Source organism: Agromyces sp. NPDC029043, assembly GCF_055564615.1.
The window spans coordinates 157,221-179,647 of the sequence record NZ_JBVHVX010000002.1; the positions used below are offsets into that span (position 1 = coordinate 157,221).

The 22,427-nt window shown below is 71.9% G+C and carries 22 protein-coding genes; 7 read left to right on the forward strand and 15 right to left on the reverse strand.

Going from position 1 to position 22,427, the window contains the following annotated elements; all coding sequences use genetic code 11:
- Positions 1–45 precede the first annotated feature (45 nt).
- Complete coding sequence (locus ACZ4TW_RS04435; RefSeq protein WP_465540565.1) at positions 46–2,148, reverse strand: RecQ family ATP-dependent DNA helicase; 2,103 nt, start codon at positions 2,146–2,148, stop codon at positions 46–48.
- 141 nt (positions 2,149–2,289) lie between these two features.
- On the opposite strand from ACZ4TW_RS04435, the gene ACZ4TW_RS04440 reads away from it, so the two are divergent.
- Positions 2,290–2,523 carry a hypothetical protein gene (locus ACZ4TW_RS04440; RefSeq protein ID WP_465540566.1) on the forward strand — a complete coding sequence of 78 codons (234 nt, stop codon included), beginning with the start codon at positions 2,290–2,292 and terminating at the stop codon, positions 2,521–2,523.
- Positions 2,524–2,550: 27 nt separating this feature from the next.
- Here the strand turns inward: ACZ4TW_RS04440 and ACZ4TW_RS04445 are convergent, their stop codons facing one another.
- The 4 genes from ACZ4TW_RS04445 to paaI all read right to left on the reverse strand — a co-directional run bounded on the left by ACZ4TW_RS04445 (position 2,551) and on the right by paaI (position 5,492).
- The gene (locus tag ACZ4TW_RS04445; RefSeq protein ID WP_465540568.1) at positions 2,551–2,931 is read right to left on the reverse strand and encodes a SpoIIAA family protein; all 381 of its coding nucleotides are present in this window, start codon (positions 2,929–2,931) and stop codon (positions 2,551–2,553) included.
- 57 nt (positions 2,932–2,988) lie between these two features.
- A complete protein-coding gene (locus ACZ4TW_RS04450) occupies positions 2,989–3,609 on the reverse strand; it encodes a TetR/AcrR family transcriptional regulator (protein ID WP_465540570.1) in 621 nt (206 codons plus the stop codon).
- 16 nt (positions 3,610–3,625) lie between these two features.
- Positions 3,626–4,888, reverse strand: a complete 1,263-nt coding sequence (paaK, locus tag ACZ4TW_RS04455) for a phenylacetate--CoA ligase PaaK (RefSeq protein WP_465540899.1) — start codon at positions 4,886–4,888, stop codon at positions 3,626–3,628.
- A 136-nt stretch (positions 4,889–5,024) separates the two neighbouring features.
- Positions 5,025–5,492, reverse strand: a complete 468-nt coding sequence (paaI, locus tag ACZ4TW_RS04460) for a hydroxyphenylacetyl-CoA thioesterase PaaI (protein WP_465540572.1) — start codon at positions 5,490–5,492, stop codon at positions 5,025–5,027.
- Between the two features lie 145 nt (positions 5,493–5,637).
- On the opposite strand from paaI, the gene paaA reads away from it, so the two are divergent.
- From paaA to ACZ4TW_RS04490, 6 genes are all read left to right on the forward strand, one after another.
- Entirely contained in the window at positions 5,638–6,609 is a 972-nt protein-coding gene (paaA, locus tag ACZ4TW_RS04465; RefSeq protein ID WP_465540574.1) for a 1,2-phenylacetyl-CoA epoxidase subunit PaaA, read from the forward strand.
- Positions 6,609–6,914 carry a 1,2-phenylacetyl-CoA epoxidase subunit PaaB gene (gene paaB / locus ACZ4TW_RS04470; protein WP_067948099.1) on the forward strand — a complete coding sequence of 102 codons (306 nt, stop codon included), beginning with the start codon at positions 6,609–6,611 and terminating at the stop codon, positions 6,912–6,914. The genes paaA and paaB overlap by 1 nt, the downstream gene beginning before the upstream one ends.
- A complete protein-coding gene (gene paaC / locus ACZ4TW_RS04475; RefSeq protein ID WP_465540575.1) occupies positions 6,911–7,765 on the forward strand; it encodes a 1,2-phenylacetyl-CoA epoxidase subunit PaaC in 855 nt (284 codons plus the stop codon). The genes paaB and paaC overlap by 4 nt, the downstream gene beginning before the upstream one ends.
- Complete coding sequence (gene paaD / locus ACZ4TW_RS04480) at positions 7,762–8,289, forward strand: 1,2-phenylacetyl-CoA epoxidase subunit PaaD (RefSeq protein WP_465540577.1); 528 nt, start codon at positions 7,762–7,764, stop codon at positions 8,287–8,289. Before paaC ends, paaD begins: the two co-directional genes overlap by 4 nt.
- Positions 8,289–9,500 carry a 1,2-phenylacetyl-CoA epoxidase subunit PaaE gene (gene paaE, locus ACZ4TW_RS04485; protein ID WP_465540579.1) on the forward strand — a complete coding sequence of 404 codons (1,212 nt, stop codon included), beginning with the start codon at positions 8,289–8,291 and terminating at the stop codon, positions 9,498–9,500. Before paaD ends, paaE begins: the two co-directional genes overlap by 1 nt.
- Before the next feature lie 111 nt (positions 9,501–9,611).
- Complete coding sequence (locus ACZ4TW_RS04490; RefSeq protein ID WP_465540580.1) at positions 9,612–10,385, forward strand: enoyl-CoA hydratase/isomerase family protein; 774 nt, start codon at positions 9,612–9,614, stop codon at positions 10,383–10,385.
- On the opposite strand, the gene ACZ4TW_RS04495 is transcribed toward ACZ4TW_RS04490, so the two are convergent.
- The 10 genes from ACZ4TW_RS04495 to ACZ4TW_RS04540 form a co-directional block, all read right to left on the reverse strand.
- Positions 10,369–11,994 (reverse strand): peptide ligase PGM1-related protein, encoded by a 1,626-nt coding sequence (locus ACZ4TW_RS04495; RefSeq protein ID WP_465540582.1) that lies wholly within the window; start codon positions 11,992–11,994, stop codon positions 10,369–10,371. The two genes, ACZ4TW_RS04490 and ACZ4TW_RS04495, sit on opposite strands and share 17 nt — an antisense overlap.
- The gene (locus tag ACZ4TW_RS04500) at positions 11,991–13,142 is read right to left on the reverse strand and encodes an adenylate/guanylate cyclase domain-containing protein (protein WP_465540584.1); all 1,152 of its coding nucleotides are present in this window, start codon (positions 13,140–13,142) and stop codon (positions 11,991–11,993) included. The genes ACZ4TW_RS04495 and ACZ4TW_RS04500 overlap by 4 nt, the downstream gene beginning before the upstream one ends.
- Positions 13,132–13,521 carry a response regulator gene (locus ACZ4TW_RS04505; RefSeq protein ID WP_465540586.1) on the reverse strand — a complete coding sequence of 130 codons (390 nt, stop codon included), beginning with the start codon at positions 13,519–13,521 and terminating at the stop codon, positions 13,132–13,134. The genes ACZ4TW_RS04500 and ACZ4TW_RS04505 overlap by 11 nt, the downstream gene beginning before the upstream one ends.
- On the reverse strand, positions 13,521–15,815 hold the full coding sequence (locus ACZ4TW_RS04510) for a hybrid sensor histidine kinase/response regulator (RefSeq protein ID WP_465540589.1): 2,295 nt from the start codon (positions 15,813–15,815) through the stop codon (positions 13,521–13,523). Before ACZ4TW_RS04510 ends, ACZ4TW_RS04505 begins: the two co-directional genes overlap by 1 nt.
- Positions 15,816–15,896: 81 nt before the next feature.
- Positions 15,897–16,295: a monovalent cation/H(+) antiporter subunit G gene (gene mnhG / locus ACZ4TW_RS04515; protein ID WP_465540591.1), complete on the reverse strand. Its 399-nt coding sequence runs from the start codon at positions 16,293–16,295 to the stop codon at positions 15,897–15,899.
- Positions 16,292–16,567, reverse strand: coding sequence for an MrpF/PhaF family protein (locus ACZ4TW_RS04520; protein WP_465540593.1), 276 nt, complete (start codon positions 16,565–16,567; stop codon positions 16,292–16,294). The genes mnhG and ACZ4TW_RS04520 overlap by 4 nt, the downstream gene beginning before the upstream one ends.
- Positions 16,564–17,325 (reverse strand): Na+/H+ antiporter subunit E, encoded by a 762-nt coding sequence (locus ACZ4TW_RS04525; RefSeq protein WP_465540595.1) that lies wholly within the window; start codon positions 17,323–17,325, stop codon positions 16,564–16,566. The genes ACZ4TW_RS04520 and ACZ4TW_RS04525 overlap by 4 nt, the downstream gene beginning before the upstream one ends.
- Positions 17,322–18,914 carry a Na+/H+ antiporter subunit D gene (locus ACZ4TW_RS04530; RefSeq protein WP_465540901.1) on the reverse strand — a complete coding sequence of 531 codons (1,593 nt, stop codon included), beginning with the start codon at positions 18,912–18,914 and terminating at the stop codon, positions 17,322–17,324. The genes ACZ4TW_RS04525 and ACZ4TW_RS04530 overlap by 4 nt, the downstream gene beginning before the upstream one ends.
- Before the next feature lie 20 nt (positions 18,915–18,934).
- Positions 18,935–19,390, reverse strand: coding sequence for an NADH-quinone oxidoreductase subunit K (locus ACZ4TW_RS04535; RefSeq protein ID WP_465540597.1), 456 nt, complete (start codon positions 19,388–19,390; stop codon positions 18,935–18,937).
- Positions 19,387–22,332 (reverse strand): Na+/H+ antiporter subunit A, encoded by a 2,946-nt coding sequence (locus ACZ4TW_RS04540; RefSeq protein WP_465540599.1) that lies wholly within the window; start codon positions 22,330–22,332, stop codon positions 19,387–19,389. Before ACZ4TW_RS04540 ends, ACZ4TW_RS04535 begins: the two co-directional genes overlap by 4 nt.
- Between the last annotated feature and the right edge of the window lie 95 nt (positions 22,333–22,427).

Here is a 22,427-nt window from a genome sequence, read left to right on the forward strand (position 1 = left end):
GCGGTCGAGCGGCGTCGGCCGTCTCGACCGCCGGCCGGCTCGATCTCAGGCCCGCAACGCGAGCACGAACGGCAGCACGTCGGTCGCGCCCGCCTGACGGAGCGCGCGGGCGGCGACGGTCAGGGTCCACCGGCTGTCGGCCTGGTCGTCGACGAGCAGCACGGGGGCGGATGGCACGTCGAGCCCACCGGCGGCGAACCGATCCCAGACACCCGCCAGGCGGAACGCGCTGTTCCCGCCGGGCGCGCCCGTCGGGCCGCCGTCGACGGGGGCGAGGGCGCCGAGGTAGGGAAGCCGGCCGATCTCGGCGAGCCCGCGGGCGAGCGAGTCGACGAGTCGCGGTCGCGAACGCGACGGCACCGAGGCGACCGCGACCGGCCGTTCGGCCCAGTCCCAGTCGGCGAGCACTCGCACGCAGGCCGCGAGGACCTGTGGCGGCACCGGCCCGTCGGGCGTTCCCGCCGCGAACAGCTCGCGCAGCGTTCCGCCCCACCCGAGGTCGGTGAGCCGCGCGAGCGCGCGGCCCTCGCCGGCCTGCTCGCTCGGCGCGATGCGACCCTTCACGGGCACGCCGAGCCGGTCGGCGCCCGTGGGCCAGGCCCGGCGCGGCTCGATCGGCACGCCGACCCGGTCGAGCGCGCCCGCGGCGGCGTCGGCGGCGCCCGCCGCGAGGCCGGTGGCGTACCACGCGCCGGCGCAGTTGTCGCAGCGGCCGCAGGGCTTCGCCGTGTCGTCGTCGAGGGAGCGCTGGAGGAACTCCATGCGGCACCCGTCGGTCGTCTCGTAGTCGATCATGTGCTGCTGCTCGGCCTCGCGCTCGGCGGCGATCCGACCGTAGCGGTCGGCGTCGTAGGACCACGGCTCGCCGGTCGCGACCCAGCCGCCCTGCACCCGCCGGACGGCCCCGTCGACGTCGAGCACCTTGAGCAGGAGTTCGAGCGGGGTGCGCCGGAGGTCGACCCGCGCCTCGAGTGCGGGCGTCGAGAGCGGTACGTCGGAGAGCTCGTCGATGACGCGTCGGGCCCGCTCCTCGTCGGGCATCGACGCCGTGGCGAAATAGTGCCAGATCGCGCGGTCCTCCGGTCCGGGCAGCAGCAGCACGTCGGCGCTCTCGCTCGCACGGCCGGCACGACCGACCTGCTGGTAGTAGGCGACGGGCGACGACGGCGCGCCGAGGTGCACCACGAACCCCAGGTCGGGCTTGTCGAACCCCATGCCGAGCGCGCTCGTCGCGACGAGCGCCTTGACCTCGTTGCGCTTGAGCAGCGCCTCGGATTCCTCTCGCTCGTCGGGATCGGTCTGCCCCGTGTAGGCGCGCACGTCGTGGCCCCGTTCGCGCAGCAGCCGCGCCGTGTCGTTCGCGGCCGACACCGTGAGCGCGTAGATGATGCCCGAGCCGGGCAGGTCGTCGAGGTGGCTGAGCAGCCACGCCAGGCGCGTCGGCGCATCGGGCAGCCGGAGCACCCCGAGCCGCAGGGAGGTGCGCGCGAGCGGCCCGCGGATCGTCAGGACGCCGTCGCCGTGCCCGAGCTGCTCGGCCACATCGGACACCACGCGGCTGTTCGCGGTCGCGGTGGTGGCCAGCACCGGCACGCCGGCCGGGATCTCGGCGATGAGGTCGCGCAGTCGCCGGTAGTCGGGGCGGAAGTCGTGCCCCCAGTCGCTGATGCAGTGCGCCTCGTCGACGACCAGCAGGCCGACGCGCCGTACGAGCGCGGGAAGCTGCTGCTCGCGGAACGACGGGTTGTTGAGCCGCTCGGGCGAGACGAGGAGCACGTCGACGTCATCGTCGGCGAGCCGCTGCTGCACGTCGGCCCACTCGTGCGGGTTCGTCGAGTTGATCGCGACCGCGCGCACCCCGGCCCGCTCGGCGGCCGCGATCTGGTCGCGCATGAGCGCGAGCAGCGGCGAGACGAGCACCGTCGGCCCGGAACCCCGGCGTCGGAGCAGCAGCGTCGCGACGAAGTAGACGGCCGACTTGCCCCAGCCGGTGCGCTGCACCACGAGCGCTCGACGGCGCCCGTCGACGAGCGCCTCGATCGCCTCGAACTGGCCCTCGTGGAAGGCCGCGTCACCGCGGCCGACGAGCTCGCGCAGCGCGGCGAGCGCCTCGGCCCGGGTGTCGGACGGCGCGGGGGTCGTGGTCATGGTTCCACTCTGGTCGATCCCGCCGACACCGCCTCAGTTCGCCCATCGCCGCGAATACGGCATCTGCCCGATCCCGGGTCCGTACCTCAGGGAGGAGCGTGGTCGTACCTCATCAGGAGACGGACCAAGGAGACGGACGTCATGCAGATCTCGGAGTTCAGCTTCCCGCACCTCCACACGGCGCACGACGAGCGGCTGGCGGTCGAGCTCGAACGTCAGCGCGTCGCGGCCGAGCGCCGTGCGGAGACGACCACCGCCGGCTCGACCGTGCGAGCAGAGCGCCGTGGCATCCGCTCGTGGTGGGCGACTCGATCGGCGCACACGCCGCTGATCGCGCGGGGCCCGGCGAACGAGCCCTGCCCGACCTGCCCGTGAGTCGCGACGTCACGTCGTGGCGCCGGGTCACGTCGTGGCGCCGGCGCCCTCCGCGACCCAGGCGATCGCCTCGTCCTTCCGGCCCAACGGGAACACCCTGAACTCGCCGGGAACGAGGCCGCCGAAGGCCACCGCGAGACCGGTCAGCACGTCGCGATCGGTGACGAACGCCGCCCGATCCCACACCCCGAGCGGACGTCCGAGGAGCTTCGCGTCCTCGAGCATCGCTCCCAGCGAGTAGTGGTCGAACTCGTCGTCGATGACGATCACGAAGTCGAGCGTGCCGCGCTCCTCGAGGGCGGCGTCGATCGCGGGATCGAGCACCTCACGGTAGTCGGCGGCGCTCACCGTGCCGACGGCGCGGAACCCGATGACTCCGGGCGGCAGGTCCTGCAGCGGTTCGATCATGATCTCCCCCTCGGCCGCCAGTCTGCCAGCGGTCGGCGCCGGATGTCACGAGCGAGCTCAGGCGCGTGCGCTCGCCGGCACGCGGAGCCCGTCGAGCGCGACGGCGATGACGTCGTCGGCCAGCCGCGCGGCATCCTCGCGACCGCCCGGCCGGTACCACTCGACGATCGAGTTGATCATGCCGAACAGGAGCCGCTCGACGACCCGCACGTCGATGTCGCTCCGCAGCGTTCCCTCGGCCTGCGCCGCCGACACCAGCTCGGTCACGCGCTTGTCGAACGCACGGCGCCGGGCGAGCGCGCGGCGCTCGACCTCGGTGTTGCCGCGCACCCGCAGCAGCAGCGTCACCGACGGCAGTTCGGCCACGAGCACGTGCACCGCACCGCGCAGCACGTGGTCGAGCCGGTCGGCCGCGTTGCCGCCGGATGCCTCGGCGTCGTCGATCACGCGCTCGAGCGACCCCAGCGCCTGGTCGAGGGCGCGCTCGAGGATCTCGTCCTTCGAGGCGAAGTGGTGGTAGATCGCGGATTTCGACAGGCCGAGCCGCTCGGCGAGGACGCCCATCGAGGTCGCGTCGTAGCCGAACTCGTTGAACGCGGCGACGGCGACCTCGAGGATGCCGCGCTGGTCGTACCCCGGGCGGCCGCGCCGCTGCGATCCGTTCGAGTTCTCCGACATTCCCCTCAGTCTCGCATCAGCGCGGCTCGCGCAGGTCGTAGACGCGCTTGTACTTGCCCTCGCTGCGCGGCAGCGCACCGGGCTCCTCGAGCTGGACGCGCACCGAGGAGCCGATGAACTCCTTGATCTTGCCGGCGAGCACGACCGTCGCCGCCTGGCACGCGTCGACCGGCAGGTCGGGGTGCCGCTCGATGCGCACGGTCATGTCGTCCATGTGCCCGGTACGCGTGAGCTCGAGGATGAAGTGCGGCGTGAGGTGCTCGATCTCGAGCACGAGCTCCTCGATCTGGGTGGGGAAGAGGTTCACGCCGCGCAGGATGATCATGTCGTCGTTGCGTCCGGTGATCTTCTCGATGCGGCGCATGCCGGGCCGGGCCGTGCCGGGCAGGAGGCGCGTGAGGTCGCGCGTGCGGTAGCGAATGACCGGGAACGCCTCCTTGGTCAGCGACGTGAACACGAGCTCGCCCATCTCGCCGTCGGGCAGCGGCTCGCCGCGCTCGCCGTCGATGATCTCGGGCAGGAAGTGGTCCTCCCAGACGTGCGGGCCGTCCTTCACCTCGATGCACTCGTTGGCGACTCCGGGGCCCATCACCTCGCTGAGGCCGAAGATGTCGACCGCGTCGAGGCCCATGCGCTCCTCGATGCGGCGGCGCATCTCGTTGGTCCACGGCTCGGCGCCGAGGATCGCGACCTTGAGCGACGTCGAGCGCGGGTCGATGCCGGCCTCCTCCATCGCGTCGGCGATCGTGAGCAGGTAGCTCGGCGTGCACATGATCGCGTCGGGCTCGAAGTCGCGGATGAGCTGCACCTGGCGCGCGGTCTGCCCGCCCGACATCGGGATGACGGTCGCGCCGAGCTTCTCGATGCCGGCGTGCGCGCCCAGCCCGCCCGTGAAGAGGCCGTACCCGTACGCGTTGTGGACCTTCATGCCCGGACGCACGCCCGACGCGCGGAGGGAGCGGGCGATCAGCGAGGCCCAGCGGTCGAGGTCGTCGCGGGTGTAGCCGACCACGGTGGGCCGACCGGTCGTGCCCGACGACGCGTGGATGCGGGCGACCCGCTCCATCGGCACGGCGAACATGCCGAACGGGTACGTCTCGCGGAGGTCGGCCTTGGTCGTGAAGGGCAGCTTCGCGACATCGGCGAGGGTCCGGATGTCGTCGGGGTGCACGCCGTGCTCGTCGAACTTCGTGCGGTACAGGGGTACGTTCTCGTACGCGTGGCGCACGGTCCACTGCAGGCGTTCGAGCTGGAGCGCCTCGATCTCGGCGCGCGACATGCGCTCCTCGGCGTCGAGCTCGTCGGGCGAGGCGGGCACGAGGCCCGAGACGGTGGGGCGGACGGCGGGCTCGGCGGTGGGCGAGCCGGCGGTGCTGCTGGGAATGGTCGTCGTCGACACGGTGGCTCCCGGGAGGTCAGAACGTGCGGTTGGTGGAGATCGAGCGGCCGCGGAACTCGGCGACGGCGTCGCCCTGCTCGTCGACGACCGTCACGTCGTAGAGGCCCGTGCGGCCGCTGCGGGCGCGGCGCACGGCCGTCGCGGTGAGCGTCTGCCCCGCGACCGTGGACTTCAGGAAGGTGATGTCGGCGCCCGCGGCGACGGTGACCCGGTGGTCCTCGTTGCAGGCGATCGCGAAGGCCGTGTCGGCCAGCGTGAAGACGAGCCCGCCGTGGGTGATGGCGAACCCGTTGGTCATGTCGTCCCGCACGCGCATCGACACCACGGCGTGGCCGGGCTCGTCGAGTTCGACGACCATGCCGAGCATCGCCGAGGCGAGGTCGCGCTGCATCATCGAGCGGTTCAGGCGGTCGGATGCCGCAGCATCGGTCGTCTCGCCGGCCGGCTGGGCCGCGTCGTGGCGTTCGGTCGCGACATCCGTCATGCGCTGCTCCTCATCGAGTGCGGGGACCGCCGACGGTCATGTTGCCGCGGCGCTTGACACGAGCCTATACTAACTGAACGATCGGTTGGTAATACGGATGCCGCCACATCCGTCCAACCCGGTCCCGAGAGCATTGGAGTCGACGATGACCGCACCCGCCGACCTGACGGTCGTGGAGGACGAGGCCGCCCGGGCCCGCTTCGACGACCTCATCGCCCAGGACTCGCGCATCGAGCCGCGCGACTGGATGCCCGACGCGTACCGCAAGACGCTGATCCGGCAGATCAGCCAGCACGCGCACTCCGAGATCATCGGCATGCAGCCCGAGTCCAACTGGATCTCGCGGGCGCCGAGCCTCAAGCGCAAGGCCATCCTCATGGCGAAGGTGCAGGACGAAGCCGGCCACGGCCTCTACCTCTACTCGGCCGCGCAGACCCTCGGCATCGGGCGCGAGGAGATGACGCAGCAGCTCATCGAGGGCAGGGCCAAGTACTCCTCGATCTTCAACTACACGACCCCGACCTGGGCCGACATGGGCGCGATCGGATGGCTCGTCGACGGCGCCGCGATCTGCAACCAGGTGCCGCTGTGCCGGGCCTCCTACGGCCCGTACGGGCGCGCGATGGTGCGCATTTGCAAGGAGGAGTCGTTCCACCAGCGGCAGGGCTTCGAGATCCTGCTCGAGCTCATGCAGGGCACCGAGGCGCAGCGGAAGATGGCGCAGGACGCAGTGAACCGCTGGTACTGGCCGAGCCTCATGATGTTCGGCCCGCCCGACGACCAGTCGCCGAACTCGGCGCAGTCGATGGCGTGGAACATCAAGCGCTTCTCGAACGACGAGCTGCGCCAGCGCTTCGTCGGCATGCTCGTGCCGCAGGCCGAGGTCATGGGCGTCACCCTGCCCGACCCGAACCTGAAGTGGAACGAGGCCGAGCAGCGCTACGACATGAGCGAGATCGACTGGACCGAGTTCCACGAGGTGCTCGCGGGCCGCGGCCCCGCCAACGCCGAGCGGCTGCGTCGCCGCCGCGAGGCCCACGAGGAGGGCGCCTGGGTGCGCGAGGCCGCTGCGGAGTACGCCCGCAAGCAGGCCCTGAAGCAGAAGGCGGTGGCGTGATGTCGACCCCGGGTGAGACGGGAACCGAGGCCTGGCCCCTCTGGGAGGTCTTCGTGCGGGCCAACCGCGGCCTGAGCCACGTGCACGTCGGCTCGCTGCACGCGCCCGACGCCGACATGGCCGTGCGCAACGCACGGGACCTCTACACGCGCCGCAACGAGGGCGTTTCGATCTGGGTCGTGCCCGCCGACGCGGTGACCACGAGCGACCCCGACGCCAAGGGCGCGTTCTTCGAGAGCCCCGCGGGCAAGAACTACCGGCACGCCGTCTACTACACGAAGTCCGAAGGGGTGAAGCACCTGTGAGCGCCGAGGACCTCGACCACCACGGCGACGTCACCGTCGACGGCGTCGCGCTCGCCGAGGAGCTCGCGGGCGCCGAGGCGACGGCCGGCCACGTGGCATCCGCCGACGTCGCGGAGTACGCGCTGCGACTCGGCGACGACGCACTCGTGCTGAGCCAGCGCCTCGGCGACTGGATCAGCCGGGCACCCGAGCTGGAGGAGGACGTCGCGCTCGCGAACATCGCGCTCGACCTGCTCGGCCACGCGCGGTCGCTGCTGCACTACGCCGGCACGCGCGACGGTCGCAGCGAGGACGACCTCGCGTACTTCCGCGACGAGCCCGACTTCCGCAACGCCTGGATCTTCGAGCAGCCCAACGGCGACTTCGCGCACACGATCGCTCGACAGCTGTTCGTCGCGACGTACCTGCTCGAGCTCTACCGCGCGCTCGAAGGGTCGACGGATGCCACGCTCGCGGCGATCGCGGCGAAGGCGTCGAAGGAGGTCGACTACCACCGCGACCACGCGATCCAGTGGACCCTCCGGCTCGCCGGCGGCACCGACGAGTCGCGCCGACGCATGGTCCGTGCGGTCGAGCAGACCTGGCCCTACGTCGACGAGCTGTTCCGCGACGACGAGCTCGCGGCTCGGCTGGCCGAGCAGGGCGTCGCGCCGCTGCCGTCATCGCTGCGGCCGGCATTCGACGAGGTGATCGACGCGGTCTTCGCCGAGGCCGGTCTCGCCCGGCCCGAGGGCCGGCTCGCGTTCGTCGTCGGCGGGCGCGGCCGCGAGGGGCAGCACACCGAGCACCTCGGCCCGATGCTCGCCGAGATGCAGGTGCTCGCCCGTGCGCACCCGGGGGCGTCGTGGTGACCGCCGAGGACCTCGCCCGCCCCGTGCCGGCCGACCCGGCCGCGCGCGCGGCCTGGGATGTCGCGGCGACCGTGACCGACCCCGAGGTGCCCGTGCTCACGATCGAAGACCTGGGGGTGCTGCGTTCGGTCGCCGTCGACGACGAGGGCGCGGTGCACGTCGAGCTCACGCCGACCTACAGCGGCTGCCCCGCGATGGACGCCATGCGCGACGACGTCGTGCTCGCGCTCACGCATGCCGGGTACGACCGCGTCGATGTGCGCATGGTGCTCGCGCCCGCGTGGACCACCGACTGGATGAGCGAGACCGGCAAGGACAAGCTCCGCACGTACGGCATCCAGGCGCCGAGCGGGCACGCGCCCGTCCGCGACGGCGGCCCGATTCGCCTGAAGATGGCGGTCAAGTGCCCGCGCTGCGACTCCCTGAACACCCGCGAACTCGCCCGCTTCGGCTCGACGTCGTGCAAGGCGCTCTACGAGTGCCTCGACTGCCTCGAGCCCTTCGACTACTTCAAGGTGCTCTGATGGCCGCCATCAACCTGGGCTCCACCGGAGCCCCGACCGCCGGTGCCGGCACGCTCGGCACGGATGCCGCGATCGCCGACGCGTTCCTGCAGAGCGCGGTCGGCGGCGAGCACGTGCCGCAGCGCCGTCGCGCACGGTTCCACACGCTCGAGGTCGACGAGGTCCGCCCGCTGACGGATGACTCGGTCGAGGTCACCTTCGCGGTGCCCGACGAGCTCGCCGACGACTACACGTACCTGCCCGGCCAGTACGTCGCGCTCCGCCGCGAGTTCGACGGGCACGAGCTGCGCCGCTCGTACTCGATCTGCCGCCCGCCGGTGCGCGGCAGCGTCTCGGTCGCGATCAAGCGCGACCTCGGCGGGCGCTTCTCGACGTGGGCGAACACCGAGCTCGCCGCGGGCGACCGCATCGACGTGATGAGCCCGCAGGGCACGTTCACGTCGGGGCTCGACTCGCTCGACGGCAAGCACGTGGTCGGCATCGCCGCGGGCTCGGGCATCACGCCGCTCATGGCGCTCGCGCACACCGTGCTCGCACGCTCCGACGACGCGCGCTTCACGCTCGTCTACACGAACCGGTCGACGCGCGACGTGATGTTCCTCGAGGAGCTCGCCGAGCTGAAGGATCGCTACCCCGCGCGGCTCGCGCTGCACCACGTGCTCTCGCGCGAGCAGCGCACGGCGCCGCTGCTGTCGGGCCGCATCGACGCCGAGAAGCTCGACCGCATGCTCGACGCGCTCATCCCGCCGGCCACGGTCGACGAGTGGTTCCTGTGCGGGCCGTTCGAGCTCGTGCAGCTCGCGCGCGACACGCTCGAGGCGCGAGGCGTGCCATCCGGTCGCGTTCGCTACGAGCTGTTCACGACCGACGCCGACCGGGCCACCGAGCCCCGCCACGGGCGGCCCGTCGTGGTGGAGCGCGGCGAGAAGACCGTCGAGATCGAGTTCACGCTCGACGGCCTCTCATCGAGCGTCGAGAGCCCGGTGAGCGCCAACGAGTCGATCCTCAACGCCGCCCTCCGCGTGCGCGGCGACGTGCCGTTCGCGTGCGCGGGCGGCGTCTGCGGCACGTGCCGCGCCCGGGTCGTCGACGGCAGCGTGAACATGACCGAGAACTACGCGCTCGAACCCGACGAGCTCGAGCGGGGGTACGTGCTCACCTGCCAGTCGCACGCGACATCCGACCGCGTCGTGGTGGACTACGACGTGTGACCCGACCGGTCGCGCCCGCGAGTGTTCCCGTTCGTCGCGAGCGCGCCGGTCGCAGCGGTGCGGCCCGCGACGAACGGGAACACCGGGCAGGACGTGATCGAAGGAGACCGAATGATCGAGCTCGAGATTTCCGACGGCGTGGCCGAGGTGGTGCTGAACGCGCCCGCGAAGCTCAACGCGCTGGGGGAGTCCGCACTCGCCGAGCTCGGCGAGGCGTACGAGCAGGCCGAGTTCGCGGGCGTCCGCGCGCTCCTGCTCCGCGGTGAGGGCCGCGCGTTCTGCGCGGGGCGCGACATCGCCGGCGTCGACCCGCGCGACGACGACGTGCAGGGCTACCTGGGCGGGCTCGTGGAGCCGTTGCTGAAGCGGATGTCGCGGTTCCCCGCGCCGACATTCGCCGTCGCCCACGGCGCGTGCCTGGGCGTCGGCCTCGGCCTGCTGATCGCGAGCGACATCGTCTACGTGGCCGACACCGCGAAGATCGGCTCGCCGTTCAAGAACCTCGGCGCCACGCTCGACTCGGGCGGTCACGCGCTGTTCTACGAACGGCTCGGCGCGCATCGCACCATGGACCTCATCGTCACGGGGCGGCTGATGTCGGGCGCCGAGGCGGTCGACGCCGGCCTCTTCTCGCAGGTGTTCCCGGCCGACGAGGTGACGGATGCCGCCCGCGAGGCGGCCCGCGCCGCGGCATCCGGCCCCACCCAGGCTTTCGTGGCCTCGAAGCGGCTCATCGCCGACCTGCGCGACCGCCGCCACGGACTGTGGGCCTCGATGTCCGACGAGAACCGCGCGCAGGCCGCGCTCTGCGATACCGAGGACTACCGCGAGGGCTTCGCGGCGTTCCAGGAGAAGCGCACGCCCCAGTTCACAGGCCGCGGTTGAGGTCGGCGCGGTCGGGACCGTACGAGACCTCGTCGGTGAGCGCCTCGGGCTCGGGCAGCGGTGCCGCGATCGCCGCAGCACGCGCGTCGTCGAGCAGAACGCGCTTCGCGCGTTCGTAGAGCTCCATCGCCTGCTCGGCCGTGTCGCCGACGGCGGTCATGCCGACGCGGCCGTGCTCGGTGATCGAGCTGATCATGTGGAACACGATGCCCGCCTGCCGTGCGTGGTCGTAGTGCAGGCCGTGCGCGGCGACCGCGTCGAAGAGGTCGCCGATCGAGAGCGCCCGGAGTTCGGGCGACTCGAGGTGATCGGTCGCCACCAGGTGCTTCTCCGTCCCGTCGGGGGTGAGGAACCGGCCCGCGCTCGCGTCGTAGCGTCCGTCGGTCAGGAACTGCAGGGTCAGGAACGGATGCGTCGTGCCGCCCTTGCGCAGGTTGAGCTCGATCGCGTATGCCGACCAGTCGCCCGCGGCATCCCGCACCACGACGAAGTCGACCGCGAACCGGCCGAGCACGCCTTCCGCGGCGAGCCGTTCGCCGATCGCGAGCGCCGGCCCGCTGATCAGGTTCGCGTACGCGGGATCGGCAGGGAACACGCAGCCCAGGTAGCTCTGCCCGCTCGCGCCGCCGAGCAGCTGGTCGTGGGTGGAGAGCAGCTGGACCGTACCGTCCGGGAGCACCCGCAACTGCACGCTCGGGCTGAGCAGCTCCTCGCCGACGATACGCTCCTCGACGATGCCGCCGCCCGACGCGAGCCGGTCCGCATACGCGTCGAACGAGGCCTGCGGGTCCTCGAGCCGCATGGCGCGCACGCGCTCCGCGATCGCCGCCTGGCGGTCGGCGTCCGCGAGGTCGGCCACGCCGGACAGGTCGACGAGCGCGTTGCCCGAGCCCGACACGCCCTCGTTGAGCTTGACGATCGCGTGGCGCATCGAAGGACGGTCGCGCAGCAGCCCCTCGATCGCGGCGACGACCTCATCGATGCCGCGCAGGTCCTCCGCGCCGACCGGGTGCGGGACGCCGACCTCGCGGAACAGCCGGCGGCAGCCCGACTTGCTGCCGAGGCGGGCGAGGCGGGGATCGGAGCCGTACATCGGGATCCCCAAGGTGAGCGCCAGGTCGCGCTCGAACGTCGTGGTGCTGTACGGGATGAGGTGACTGCGTGCGCGGTTCGGGATCAGCGCCGCGATCTGCGCGAGCAGGCGCGGTCGCGCCAGGAGCTTCTCGCTGAGCGACCGGGCCGACGCGTCGCCGACCGAGACGAGGAACAGGCGCCGTCGCGCGTGGCTCGGGATGACGCCCGGGAGCAGCGCGAGGTAGTACTCCACGATCCGCGGGTCGATCGGCGTCGAGGTGACGTAGATCATGCGCATGCGCGGCTGGCGGAGCAGGAGCAGGAGGAACAGGAAGCGCTCCTCGTACGCCTGGCCGAGGCTCCCGCTGCCCGGTACGGTGCGGGTCGCGCCGACCGACGGCACCACGACGACCGACTCGTCGTCGAGGTCGTGTCCCATGGCATCCCAGACCGGCGCCATCCGCTGCTGCAGCTCGGCGAATCGGCGGTTGCGGGCATCCTCGTCGAGGTCGGCGAGCCACTGCACATCCGTCACGTCCCCACCCTCCGTTCCTCGTCTCGCGGCCCGGGCTCCGCGATGCCCGTCACCGCGAAGGTGCGGACGGCGCGGCTGAAGCCCTTCAGCTCGAGCTCACCGACCGGCTCGCCCGTCGCCAGTCCCTCGGCGGCCGTGAACACGCGCTGCGCGACCAGGATCTGCCCGGCATCGGCCGCGGAGCACAGTCGGGCCGCGAGGTTGGTCACGCTTCCGATCGCGGCGTAGTCGAAGCGGCCCTCGAACCCGATCCGGCCGAGCGTCGCGTAGCCCTGCGCGATGCCGATGCCGAAGCCCAGGTCGTTGCCGCGGCGGCTCCATCCCTCGGCGAGCTCGGCGACGCGATCTCGCATGGCGACGGCCATCGTCACCGCGCGCCCGGCGGGATCGTCGCAGGGCAGCGGGTCGTTGAAGAACACCATCAGCCCGTCGCCCGTGAAGCGCTCGAGCGTGCCGCGGAACCGGTCGATCAGCTCGCCCAGTGCCGCGTGGTACTCGGCGAGCACGCTCATGACCTCCTCCGGCTCGCTCGCCTCGGCGAACGGGGTGAACCCGCGGAGGTCGCAGAAGACCACCACGATCTCGCGCCGGTGACTGCGGAGGAACCCCTCGTCGCCCGACTCGATGACGAGGTCGACGACCTGCGGAGGCAGGAAGCGGCGCAGCCGGTTCACGCGCTGCAGCTCGTCGACCTGCGCATCCACGCGCGCCTCGAGCTCGGTGTTCCACGCCGCGAGCTCGGCCGCCTGCCGTTCGACGGTGTCCTGGTAGCGCTTGATGCGGGCGAGGTTGGCGACGCGCGCGAGCAGCTCGCCCTGGTCGAACGGCTTGTTCACGAAGTCGTCGGCGCCGGCCTCGATCGCGCGGAGCTTCTGCTGGTCGCCGCTCGCGGTGATCATCACCACCGGCAGGAATTCCAGCCCCGGGGTCCGCCGGATCCGCCGGCACACCTCGTAGCCGTCGATCCCCGGCATCAGGATGTCGAGGAGCACGAGGTCGGCCCCCGATCCGGGCAGCATCTCGAGGGCCTCCTCGCCGGATGCCGCGGTCAGCACCCGGTAGCCTCGCGGGCTCAGCACGGCGTCGAGCAGGCGCAGGTTCTGGGGCAGGTCGTCCACCGCCAGGATGGTGACCGCGTCATCCGGCATCGTGGTGTCCGTCGGTCAGGAAGTCGCCGACCTGCGAGGGGAGCTCCCGGACGCTGATCGGCTTGCTGAGGTAGCCGTCGAAGCCCGCGCGCGCGGTTCGCTCCCGATCCTCGCGCATCGCGAACGCCGTGAGGGCGACGACCGGGACCCCGCCGACGCGCGGGTCGGCGCGGATGAGCCGCAACGCCTCGTACCCGTCGATACCCGGCAGCTGCAGGTCCATGAGCACCAGGTCGGGCGCGCAATCCACGGCGAGAGTGACGCCGTCCTCGCCGGTCTGCGCCTCGACGACCTCGTAGCCGGAGGCGGTCAGCACGTCGCGGACGAGCTTCAGGTTCAGCGGATTGTCCTCGACGACGAGGATGCGATGCCCGGACATCAGGTCGCCCCCCGCGACCGGACGGGCGGCGCGCCGTCGCCCGCCGGCGCCGGTGTCGACATGGGCGCGGCGGGCACGACGCCGGTGCGGCGCAGCGCCCCGACGAGCTCCTCCCGGCCGACGGGCTTGATGAGGTAGTCGGTCGCGCCGAGCGCCAGGCCTCGCGTCCGCTCGTCGAGGATCGAGACGATGACCACCGGCACGGCCCGGGTGGACTCGTCTTCGCGCAGCCGGCCGAGCACCTCCCATCCGTCGACGCCCGGAAGCCGGATGTCGAGGATGACGGCCGCCGGGCCCAGGGCGCGGATCAGCTCGAGTCCCTCGTTCCCGTCCCTCGCGAGGACCACCCGCACACCCAGCCCGTCGAGGTAGGCGGCCATCAGGTCGAGCGAGGCCCGGTCGTCGTCGACGACGACCACGATGGGCAGGTGCCCGGCGTCGCCGGCCGCGGCGGGGAGCTCCTCGACGGGACGGCGCATGGGCACCGTGAACCCGAAGGTGCTGCCCTCGCCGAGCTCCGATTCGAGCCACATCCGCCCGCCGAGCAGCGACACGATCCGCCGGCAGAGGGTCAGGCCGAGGCCGGTGCCCTCCTCGCGTTGCGGGCCGCGCCGGCCCTGCTGGAACGACTCGAAGATGCGCTCGCGATCCTCCGGCGCGATCCCGGCGCCGTCGTCGGCGACCGTGACCTCGAGGTCGTCGTCGACGCGCCGGGCCGCGACCGCGACATGGCCCCCGTCGGGCGTGAACTTCACGGCGTTGCTGAGCAGGTTGACGAGCACCTGCTTGAGCCGGAGCTCGTCGGACTCGATCTCGTCGACGCCCTCGTCGACCTCGAGGGTCACGGCGATGCGGTGCAGGCCCGCGCGCTCGCGCACCATCGAGATGCCGTACTCCAGGGCGGCGCGCACGGGGAACGTCGACGTGGCGAGCTCCATCCGGCCCGCTTCGACCTTCGAGAGGTCGAGGATGTCGTTGAGCAGCTGCAGCAGGTGCCGGCCCGAGCTCAGGATGTCGCGGAGGTACTCGTCCTGGCGGTCGTTCAGCTCGCCGAACATGCGTTCCAGCAGCACCTCCGAGAACCCGATGACGGCGTTCAGCGGCGTCCGCAGCTCGTGCGACATGCTCGCGAGGAATTCGGACTTGTGCTGGCTGACGACCTGGAGCTCGGCGGTCTTGGTCTCGAGCTCGCGGAACAGCTGCGCGTTCCACACCGCGAGCGCCGACTGGCTCGCGAAGGTCTCGAGGAACTCGATCGTCTCTGCCGAGAACGAACCGGGACGCTTGCGCCGCACCACCAGGGCGCCGATGATGCGCTCGCCCCGCAGCACGGGCACCGCGAGCACGGAGCGCCATCCGTCGTCGTGGAGCAGCCGGAGGTGGGGATCGAGCTCGACGGTGTCGAGGTCGGCGACGGCGATGGGATGCCCTTCGCGGGCGGCCCGCCCCACGAGCGTGGATTCCAGCTCGACCCGGATCCCGCGCAGCTTGCGGAGCAGCTCGGCGCTGCTGGCGTAGGCGCTGCGCACCGAGAAGCACCGCTCGTCCTCGACGTACTCCATGATCGAGCCGCCGTCGCAGCCGGAGAAGCGCACGGCGTTCATGATGATGTTCGAGAGCACCTCGTCGAGCACGAGGCTCGAGCTGACGACTCCGCCGACCTCGCTCAGGGCCTCGAGCTGTTCCACCCGCCGCGCGAGCTCGACGCCGCGTTCCTCGAGCTCGCGGACGAGGTGGACGTTGCGCACCACCACGGCCGCCTGCGCGGCGAACGCCTCGAGCAGGGCGATGGCCCGCTCGTCGAAGGGGTCGACCTCGGTGCGGACGAGGGACAGCGCGCCGACGACCTCGTCGTCGAGGAGCATGGGTGCCGCCATCACCGTGCGGAACTTCTCGATCCGCTGCACGTCCTGGCGCCCGTACTCCGGATCGCTCAGCACGTCGGGGATCTGGCTGATCTCGCGGTCGAGCGTCACGCGCCCGAGCAGCGTCGCCCGGTCGATCGTGAACGGCTGCTCGCCGATGCGGCGGACGAACTCGCCGGACAGCCCGACCGAGGAGGCGAGCACGAAGTGGTCGCCCTCGATGAGGTATGCCGCCGCGGCCTCGCACCGGCACAGCCTGCGCGCGCTCTCGACCACGCTGTCGAGCACCGCATCGGGATCGGACGACGATCGCCCGAGCGCGGTGAGCACCTCGTTCATGGCCGCGAACTGCTCGGTGGCATCGGTGTAGTCGCGCTGGAGGCGCTCGAACGCCTCCTGGTCCACGCGATGGCCACGCTCGCCGGCCATGGTCTCTCCCCTCGAGACCGATCGCCCGAACGGCGACTTCGGGGTCATTGTCCACCCGCGCCGTTCGGGGGCGCAATGCCGTCAGCCCTCGCGCGCATCCCCGCGGGTGTCGGCCTGCTCCTGCTCGTCCTCCTCCGCCTGCTCGTGCTCGGCGATGTCGTGCCCGAGGTCGTCCTCGATGAGCAGGTCGCGGCGCACGTGCTCGGACCGGTAGGCCGCGCGGCCCAGCATGTGGGCGGTCATCGGCTGCGTGAGCAGCTGGAAGGTCATGACCAGCACCACGGTCGAGAGCACGCCCCACGTCGGCACGCGCAGCGCGATGGCGAGCAGGACGACCGCGAGCCCGAGCACCTGCGGCTTGGTCGCCGCGTGCAGGCGCGTCGGCACGTCGGGGAAGCGCAGCACGCCGATCCCGGCCGCCATCGACAGGAAGCCGCTCAGCAGGATGAGCGCGCCGACGCCGAGCTCCGCGGCGGTCACGAGGCGTCCTCCTTCGCGATGAACCGTGCGATCGCGATCGAGCCGACGATCGCGAACAGCGCGAGCACGAGCATGACGACGAGCGTGTCGGTGTGCCGATTGATCGCCATCTCGGCCCCGAGTCCGCAGATCGCGATGGCGAGCAGCACGTCGGTCGCGAGCGCGCGGTCGAGGATCGACGGTCCGATGATCAGTCGGACCAGTGCGGCGATCGCGCCGATGCCGAACATGATGCCGGCCGCGATGCCCATGATGATGATGAGCGGGCTCATGCGTCGTCCTTCCGATGGCCGCGGTCGGCGGGGTCGGGGCGGCGATCGACCCGGGCGTCGACGTCGGGGCCGTCGGGCGCGCCGGCTCCGGCGGGGCGTTCGTCGAGCGGATGGCGCGGCGCCGCGTGCTCGGGGGCGATCTCGCGCGCCAGGTGGGCGGGCACCTCCGCGGGCTCGGGCGCCACCGGACGCTCGCCCGTCGCGCGCCGGTGGCGGCGCGCCTCGCGGACCGCGGCGGCCTGCTCGCGCGTGCCGATCGCCAGGACGATGCGCTCCTCGGTGCCGAGCACCTGCCGGCGGACACCGTCGAGGTCCTCGGGGGTGCGCGTGCCAAGCGCGTGGAGGTAGAGCAGTCCGCGTTCGCGGTCGATGTCGATGACGACCGTGCCGGGGACCACCGAGATCGCCTCGGCGGTGAGGGTCGTCACGAGGTCGGAGCGGGTGAGCAGCTGCACGGCGATGATCGCGTTCGTCGGCGCCCAGCCGGGCCAGACCGCCCGGAACGCGACCTGGATCGACGCCCGGATGACGTCGAACATCATCCGCAGGCCGAGCAGCAGGCCCCGCCATGGGTCGAAGCGGCCGCTCAGCAGCACGGGCGGAAGGTAGAGCGCGCGCGTGACCGCGATCGCCAGCACGACGCCCGTCGTGATCGTCAGCACGTCGACGTGGTCCCACAGGAAGACCCACAGCACGACGAGGCCGACGAGCAGGGGGGCCTGGCGCCAGACGGCCTGCCACCGGGTGAGCTCGCTCACGGCGCCACCCCCTCGGGGAAGACCAGCGACACGTAGGTGCCGGGATCGCGGAGGTTCTCGGCGGCCCGTCCCGACAGGTCGAACAGCGGGCCGGCGAACACCGTCAGCGCCACGGTCAGGGCCACCATGGCCCCGGTGGCGGCGAGCATCATGACGGGCGTGGTCCGCGTCTCGACGAGGGTCGCACCCGATGGCGCCTCCTGCACCGAGTCGATCAGGCGCGACCGGTAGCCCTCGAGCTCGCCGCGCGGCCGCCAGAACGCGAGGTTCCAGAAGCGCGTCAGCGCGTACAGCGTGATGAGCGACGTGGCGGCGCCGACCGCGATGAGGACCCAGATCAGCCAGCCCGGGCCGGTCGCGGACGTGCCGAGCGTCTCGGTCGCGGTCGTCCCGTTCGCGGCATCCGCACCGGCGATGAACAGGCCCACCTTGCCGAGGAAGCCGGAGAACGGCGGGATGCCGCCGAGGTTCATGGCCGGCACGAAGAACAGGACGGCGAGCAGGGCGGACGCGCCGCGCAGGCCGCCGAGCCGCGTGATCGACGTCGAGCCGCCGAAGCGCTCGATGAGGCCCGTCGTGAGGAACAAGGTGGTCTGGACGCTGATGTGGTGGATGACGTAGTAGATGGTCGCCGCGAGCCCCGCCACGCTCGCGAGGCCGATGCCGAAGATCATGTAGCCGATGTGGCTGACGAGGGTGAACGAGAGCAGTCGCTTGATGTCGGCCTGCGTCAGCGCGCCGAGGATGCCGACCGCCATCGTGAGCCCGCCGACCACGAGGAACAGGGTCGTGAGGTCGCTCTCGGGGAACAGCACGGTCTCGGTGCGGATGATCGCGTAGACGCCGACCTTCGTGAGCAGGCCCGCGAACACCGCCGTGACCGGCGCGGGCGCGGTCGGGTACGAGTCGGGCAGCCAGAAGGAGAGCGGGAAGACCGCGGCCTTGATGCCGAACGCGATGAGCAGCAGCAGGTGCAGGATCAGCTGGACGTCCTGCGGCAGCTCGGCGAGGCGAACCGAGAGCTGCGCGATGTTCGCGGTGCCGGTCGCGCCGTACACGAGCGCGATCGCGCTGAGGAAGAACAGCGACGAGACGAGGCTCACGATGATGTAGGTCACGCCCGCGCGGATCCGCTCGCCCGTGCCGCCCAGCGTCAGCAGCACGTAGCTCGCCGACAGCAGGATCTCGAACCCGACGTAGAGGTTGAACAGGTCGCCCGCGATGAACGCGTTGAAGACCCCGGCCGACAGGATCAGGTACGCCGGGTGGAAGATCGACACCGGCGTCTCGCGGTGCTGGTCGGCGATGCCCTGGCCGACGGCGTACACGAGCACGCCGAGCAGCATGAGCGCCGAGATGATGATCATGATGGCCGAGAGGCGGTCGACGACGAGCACGATGCCGAAGGGCGGCGGCCAGGCGCCGACGGCCACCACCACGCCGGCGTCGTCGCCGTCGACCTCGGCGAGCAGCACGGCGGCGATGGCGACGACGGCCGCGAGCACGATGGTCGACACCGCCATCTGCGCCCGGAGCCGTCGGCCGAGGATCAGCGCCGTGGCCGCACCGAGCATCGGCAGCAGCACCATCAGGGGCACGAGGGCCTGGTTCACCGGCGACCACCGGCCTCGTCGCTCGCGTCGAGCACCTCCTGGATGGCGCGCTCGTCGGCGGCGGAACTGCGGATGAGGTCGGCGGCCTCCTCGGCGTCCTCGATGATCTCGTCCTCGTCGCCGATGAGGTCGCCCGCCTCGCCGAGCTGCGCGAGCCACCAGCTGCGGTAGATGAGGGCGAGCAGGAACGCCGTGAGGCCGAGGTTGATCACGATCGCGGTGAGGATGAACGCCTGCGGGAGCGGATCGGAGAGCTCGTCGGCGTCGACGCCGTCGGAGAGGATCGGCGCGACGCCGGGCTCGCCGCCCATCGTGAACATGAACAGGTTCACGCCGTTGCCGACGAGCAGGAACCCGATGAGCACGCGCGTGAGGCTGCGCTCGAGCATGACGGCGACGCCGGCGCCGAACAGCACGGCGGCGACGATGACGAGCGTCAGCGAGGCGGTCATGCGCGCACCTCCGCCGGGTCCTCGGCGACGGTCTCGGGGCCGGCCTCGTCGATCTGGCGGTCGATCTCGGCGCCGAGCGTCCGGAGGATGTCGAGCACCAGCCCGACCACGACGAGGTACACGCCGATGTCGAACAGCGTCGACGTGCCGATCGAGATCGTGCCGAGCACGGGCACCTCGGTCTCGAACCAGCTCGACTCGAACACCGTCAGGCCGAAGACGAGCGAGGATGCCGCGGTGCCGGCGGCGAGGAGCAGACCCGTGCCGAGCAGCTTGCCCGCGTCGACGGGGGCCGCTTCGCCGAGCTCGTAGCGCCCGCCCGCGAGGTAGCGGGCCACGAGCGCGAGGCCGGCGACGAGGCCGCCGGCGAACCCGCCGCCGGGCGCGTTGTGCCCCACGAAGAGGAGGAACACCGAGACCACGATCGCGGGGTGGAACAGCAGCCGCACGAGCACCTCGACGAGGATCGAGCGGTTCCGCGGCGAGATCGTGCGACCGGCGAGCAGCCAGGTCTGCCGCGTGGAGGCGGCTTCGGAGGCGGCATCCGTCTCATGCTCGACGTCGGCGAGCGGTCGTCGCGCCGAGCGCATGCTCGCCGCCTGCTCGGGGAGCGGGAGGAGTCGCTCGCGTCGCCCGGCGCCTTCGAGCCGCGGCGCACCGCCCATGCGGCCCGACACGAAGATGAGGCTCGCGACGCCCGTCGCCACCGCGACGAGCACCGAGATCTCGCCGAGCGTGTCCCAAGCCCGGAGGTCGACGAGCAGCGCATTGACGATGTTCTTCGCGTGGGCCTCGACGGCCAGCGGGGTGAGGCCCTCGGCGATGCTCGGGGCGGTCCTGGCTCCGAGGGCGACGACGCCGACGACCGCCATCACCGCTCCCGCGAGCACGCCGATCACGATCCGGACGGGGGCCCGCACGACCGCACGCCGAGTCGTGACCCGACGGGGGAGCCGCCGCAGCACGAGCACGACGACCACGATCGTGATCGTCTCGACGAGCGCCTGCGTGAGGGCCAGGTCGGGAGCGCCCGCCATGCCGAGCACGAGCACCATGCCGTACCCCGTCGCGCCGACCAGCAGGACCGCGGCGATCCGCTGCCGCAGCACGACGGCCGCGATCGCGGCGATGACCATCGCGAGTCCGACGAGCGGCTGCGCCGGGTCGTCGGCGAGCCGGATGTCGGCCGGCCAGGTGTCGTTCAGCACGGCCGCGCCGCCCAGCCCGAGGATGAACACGGCGACGATGGTCGCCAGGTAGCCCGGCAGGCCGCCGGACTGGATGAAGCTCGTGAGCCGCGCCGCGCCCCGGTCGACGGCGCTGACGACGTGGACGTAGCCGCGCGCCGCCTCGATCAGGTCTGGCACGGCGGCCTGCAGGCGGGCCACCGCAGCGCGGCCCCAGACGAGGAGGGCGCCGACGCCGAACACGAGCGCCGAGATGGCGAGCGCGGGCTCGAGTCCGTGCCACAGCGCGAGGTGGTACTCGTCGGGCCCGGGCAGCGTCGCCGCGTACGTCGCGAGCAGCGGCTCGATCGCCGGCACCGCGAACGCGGTGACCAGCGACGCCACGGCCAGCACGGCCGGGGCGAACGACATCAGTGCGGGCTCCCGGTGCAGCTCGACGGGGGCGACCTCGGGCCGCGTGCCGAAGGCGCCCCACACGAACCGCACGCTGTATGCCACGGTGAGCATGGAACCGAGCACGGCCGCGACGAGGGCGACCCAGGCCCACGGCACGCCCGCGGCTCCGGCCTCCAGCTGTGCCGAGAACACCGCCTCCTTGGCGACGAAGCCGAGCAGCGGCGGCACGCCCGCCATCGAGGCGGCGGCAGCAGTGGCGAACACGGCGAGCCACGGCATCCGGCGCCCGAGACCCGAGAGCCTGCGCCAGTCGCGGGTGCCCGCGGCGTAGTCGACGATGCCGACGGTGAGGAACAGCGCGGCCTTGAACAGCGCGTGCGCGAGCAGCAGAGCGGTGCCCGCGAGGGCCGCATCGCGCGTGCCGAGTCCGACGACCATCACGAGGAAGCCCAGCTGGCTCACGGTGCCGTAGGCGAGCAGCAGCTTCAGGTCGGTCTGCCGCAGGGCCCGCCATCCGCCGACCAGCATCGTGAACCCGCCGATGCCGATCACGATCGGATGCCACACGGCGAGCTCGGCATAGCCCGGTGCGAGCAGTGCGACGAGGTACACGCCGGCCTTGACCATGGCGGCCGCGTGCAGGTACGCCGACACCGGGGTGGGTGCGGCCATCGCCGCGGGGAGCCAGAAGTGGAACGGCACGAGCGCGCTCTTCGAGATCGCGCCCACCAGGATGAGCGCGATCGCCGCCTCGCCCGCGGCGCCGGTCACCGGATCCGCCACCAGCTCGGAGATCGACGTGCTGCCGCCCGCGACCGCGAGGACCACGATGCCGACGAGCATCGTCAGCCCGCCGAAGGTCGTCACCGTGAGCGCCTGCAGCGCGGCGCCGCGCGCCTCGCGCTTGGCGGCGTCGTGCCCGATGAGCAGGTACGACAGCACGCTCGTGGCCTCCCAGAACGTGAAGAGCACGTAGACGTCGTCGGAGGTGACGAGGCCGAGCATGACGCCGGCGAACGCGAGCAGGAGCGCGGCGAACCGCCCGAGCGCCGGCTCGTCGTCGCGGAAGTACCACGTGCAGTAGAGCAGCACGAGCGCCCCGATGCCCGTCACGACGAGCGCCAGGAGCAGCGACAGCGCATCGAGGCGGAACGAGAGCGCGATGTCGAGGGCGCGGATCCACTCGATGCGCTCGACCAGCACGTCACCGCCCGCGACGGCGGGAACGAGCGTGAGCAGCCACGCGAAGACGGCGGTGGGGACGATCGCGACGACGGGGAAGACACGGCGGCCGAGCGGTCTCGCGGCGAACGGGGTGGCCAGGGCGACGGCGGCGAACGCCACGAGGGAGAAGATCATCCGTTCTCCCATCGCGCACGCACCGTCAGTCCGGCCTCCAGTCTACCGGCGCGGCCCGGACGGTCCGGGGGCGACCGGTCTGTGCGAGGGGCGAC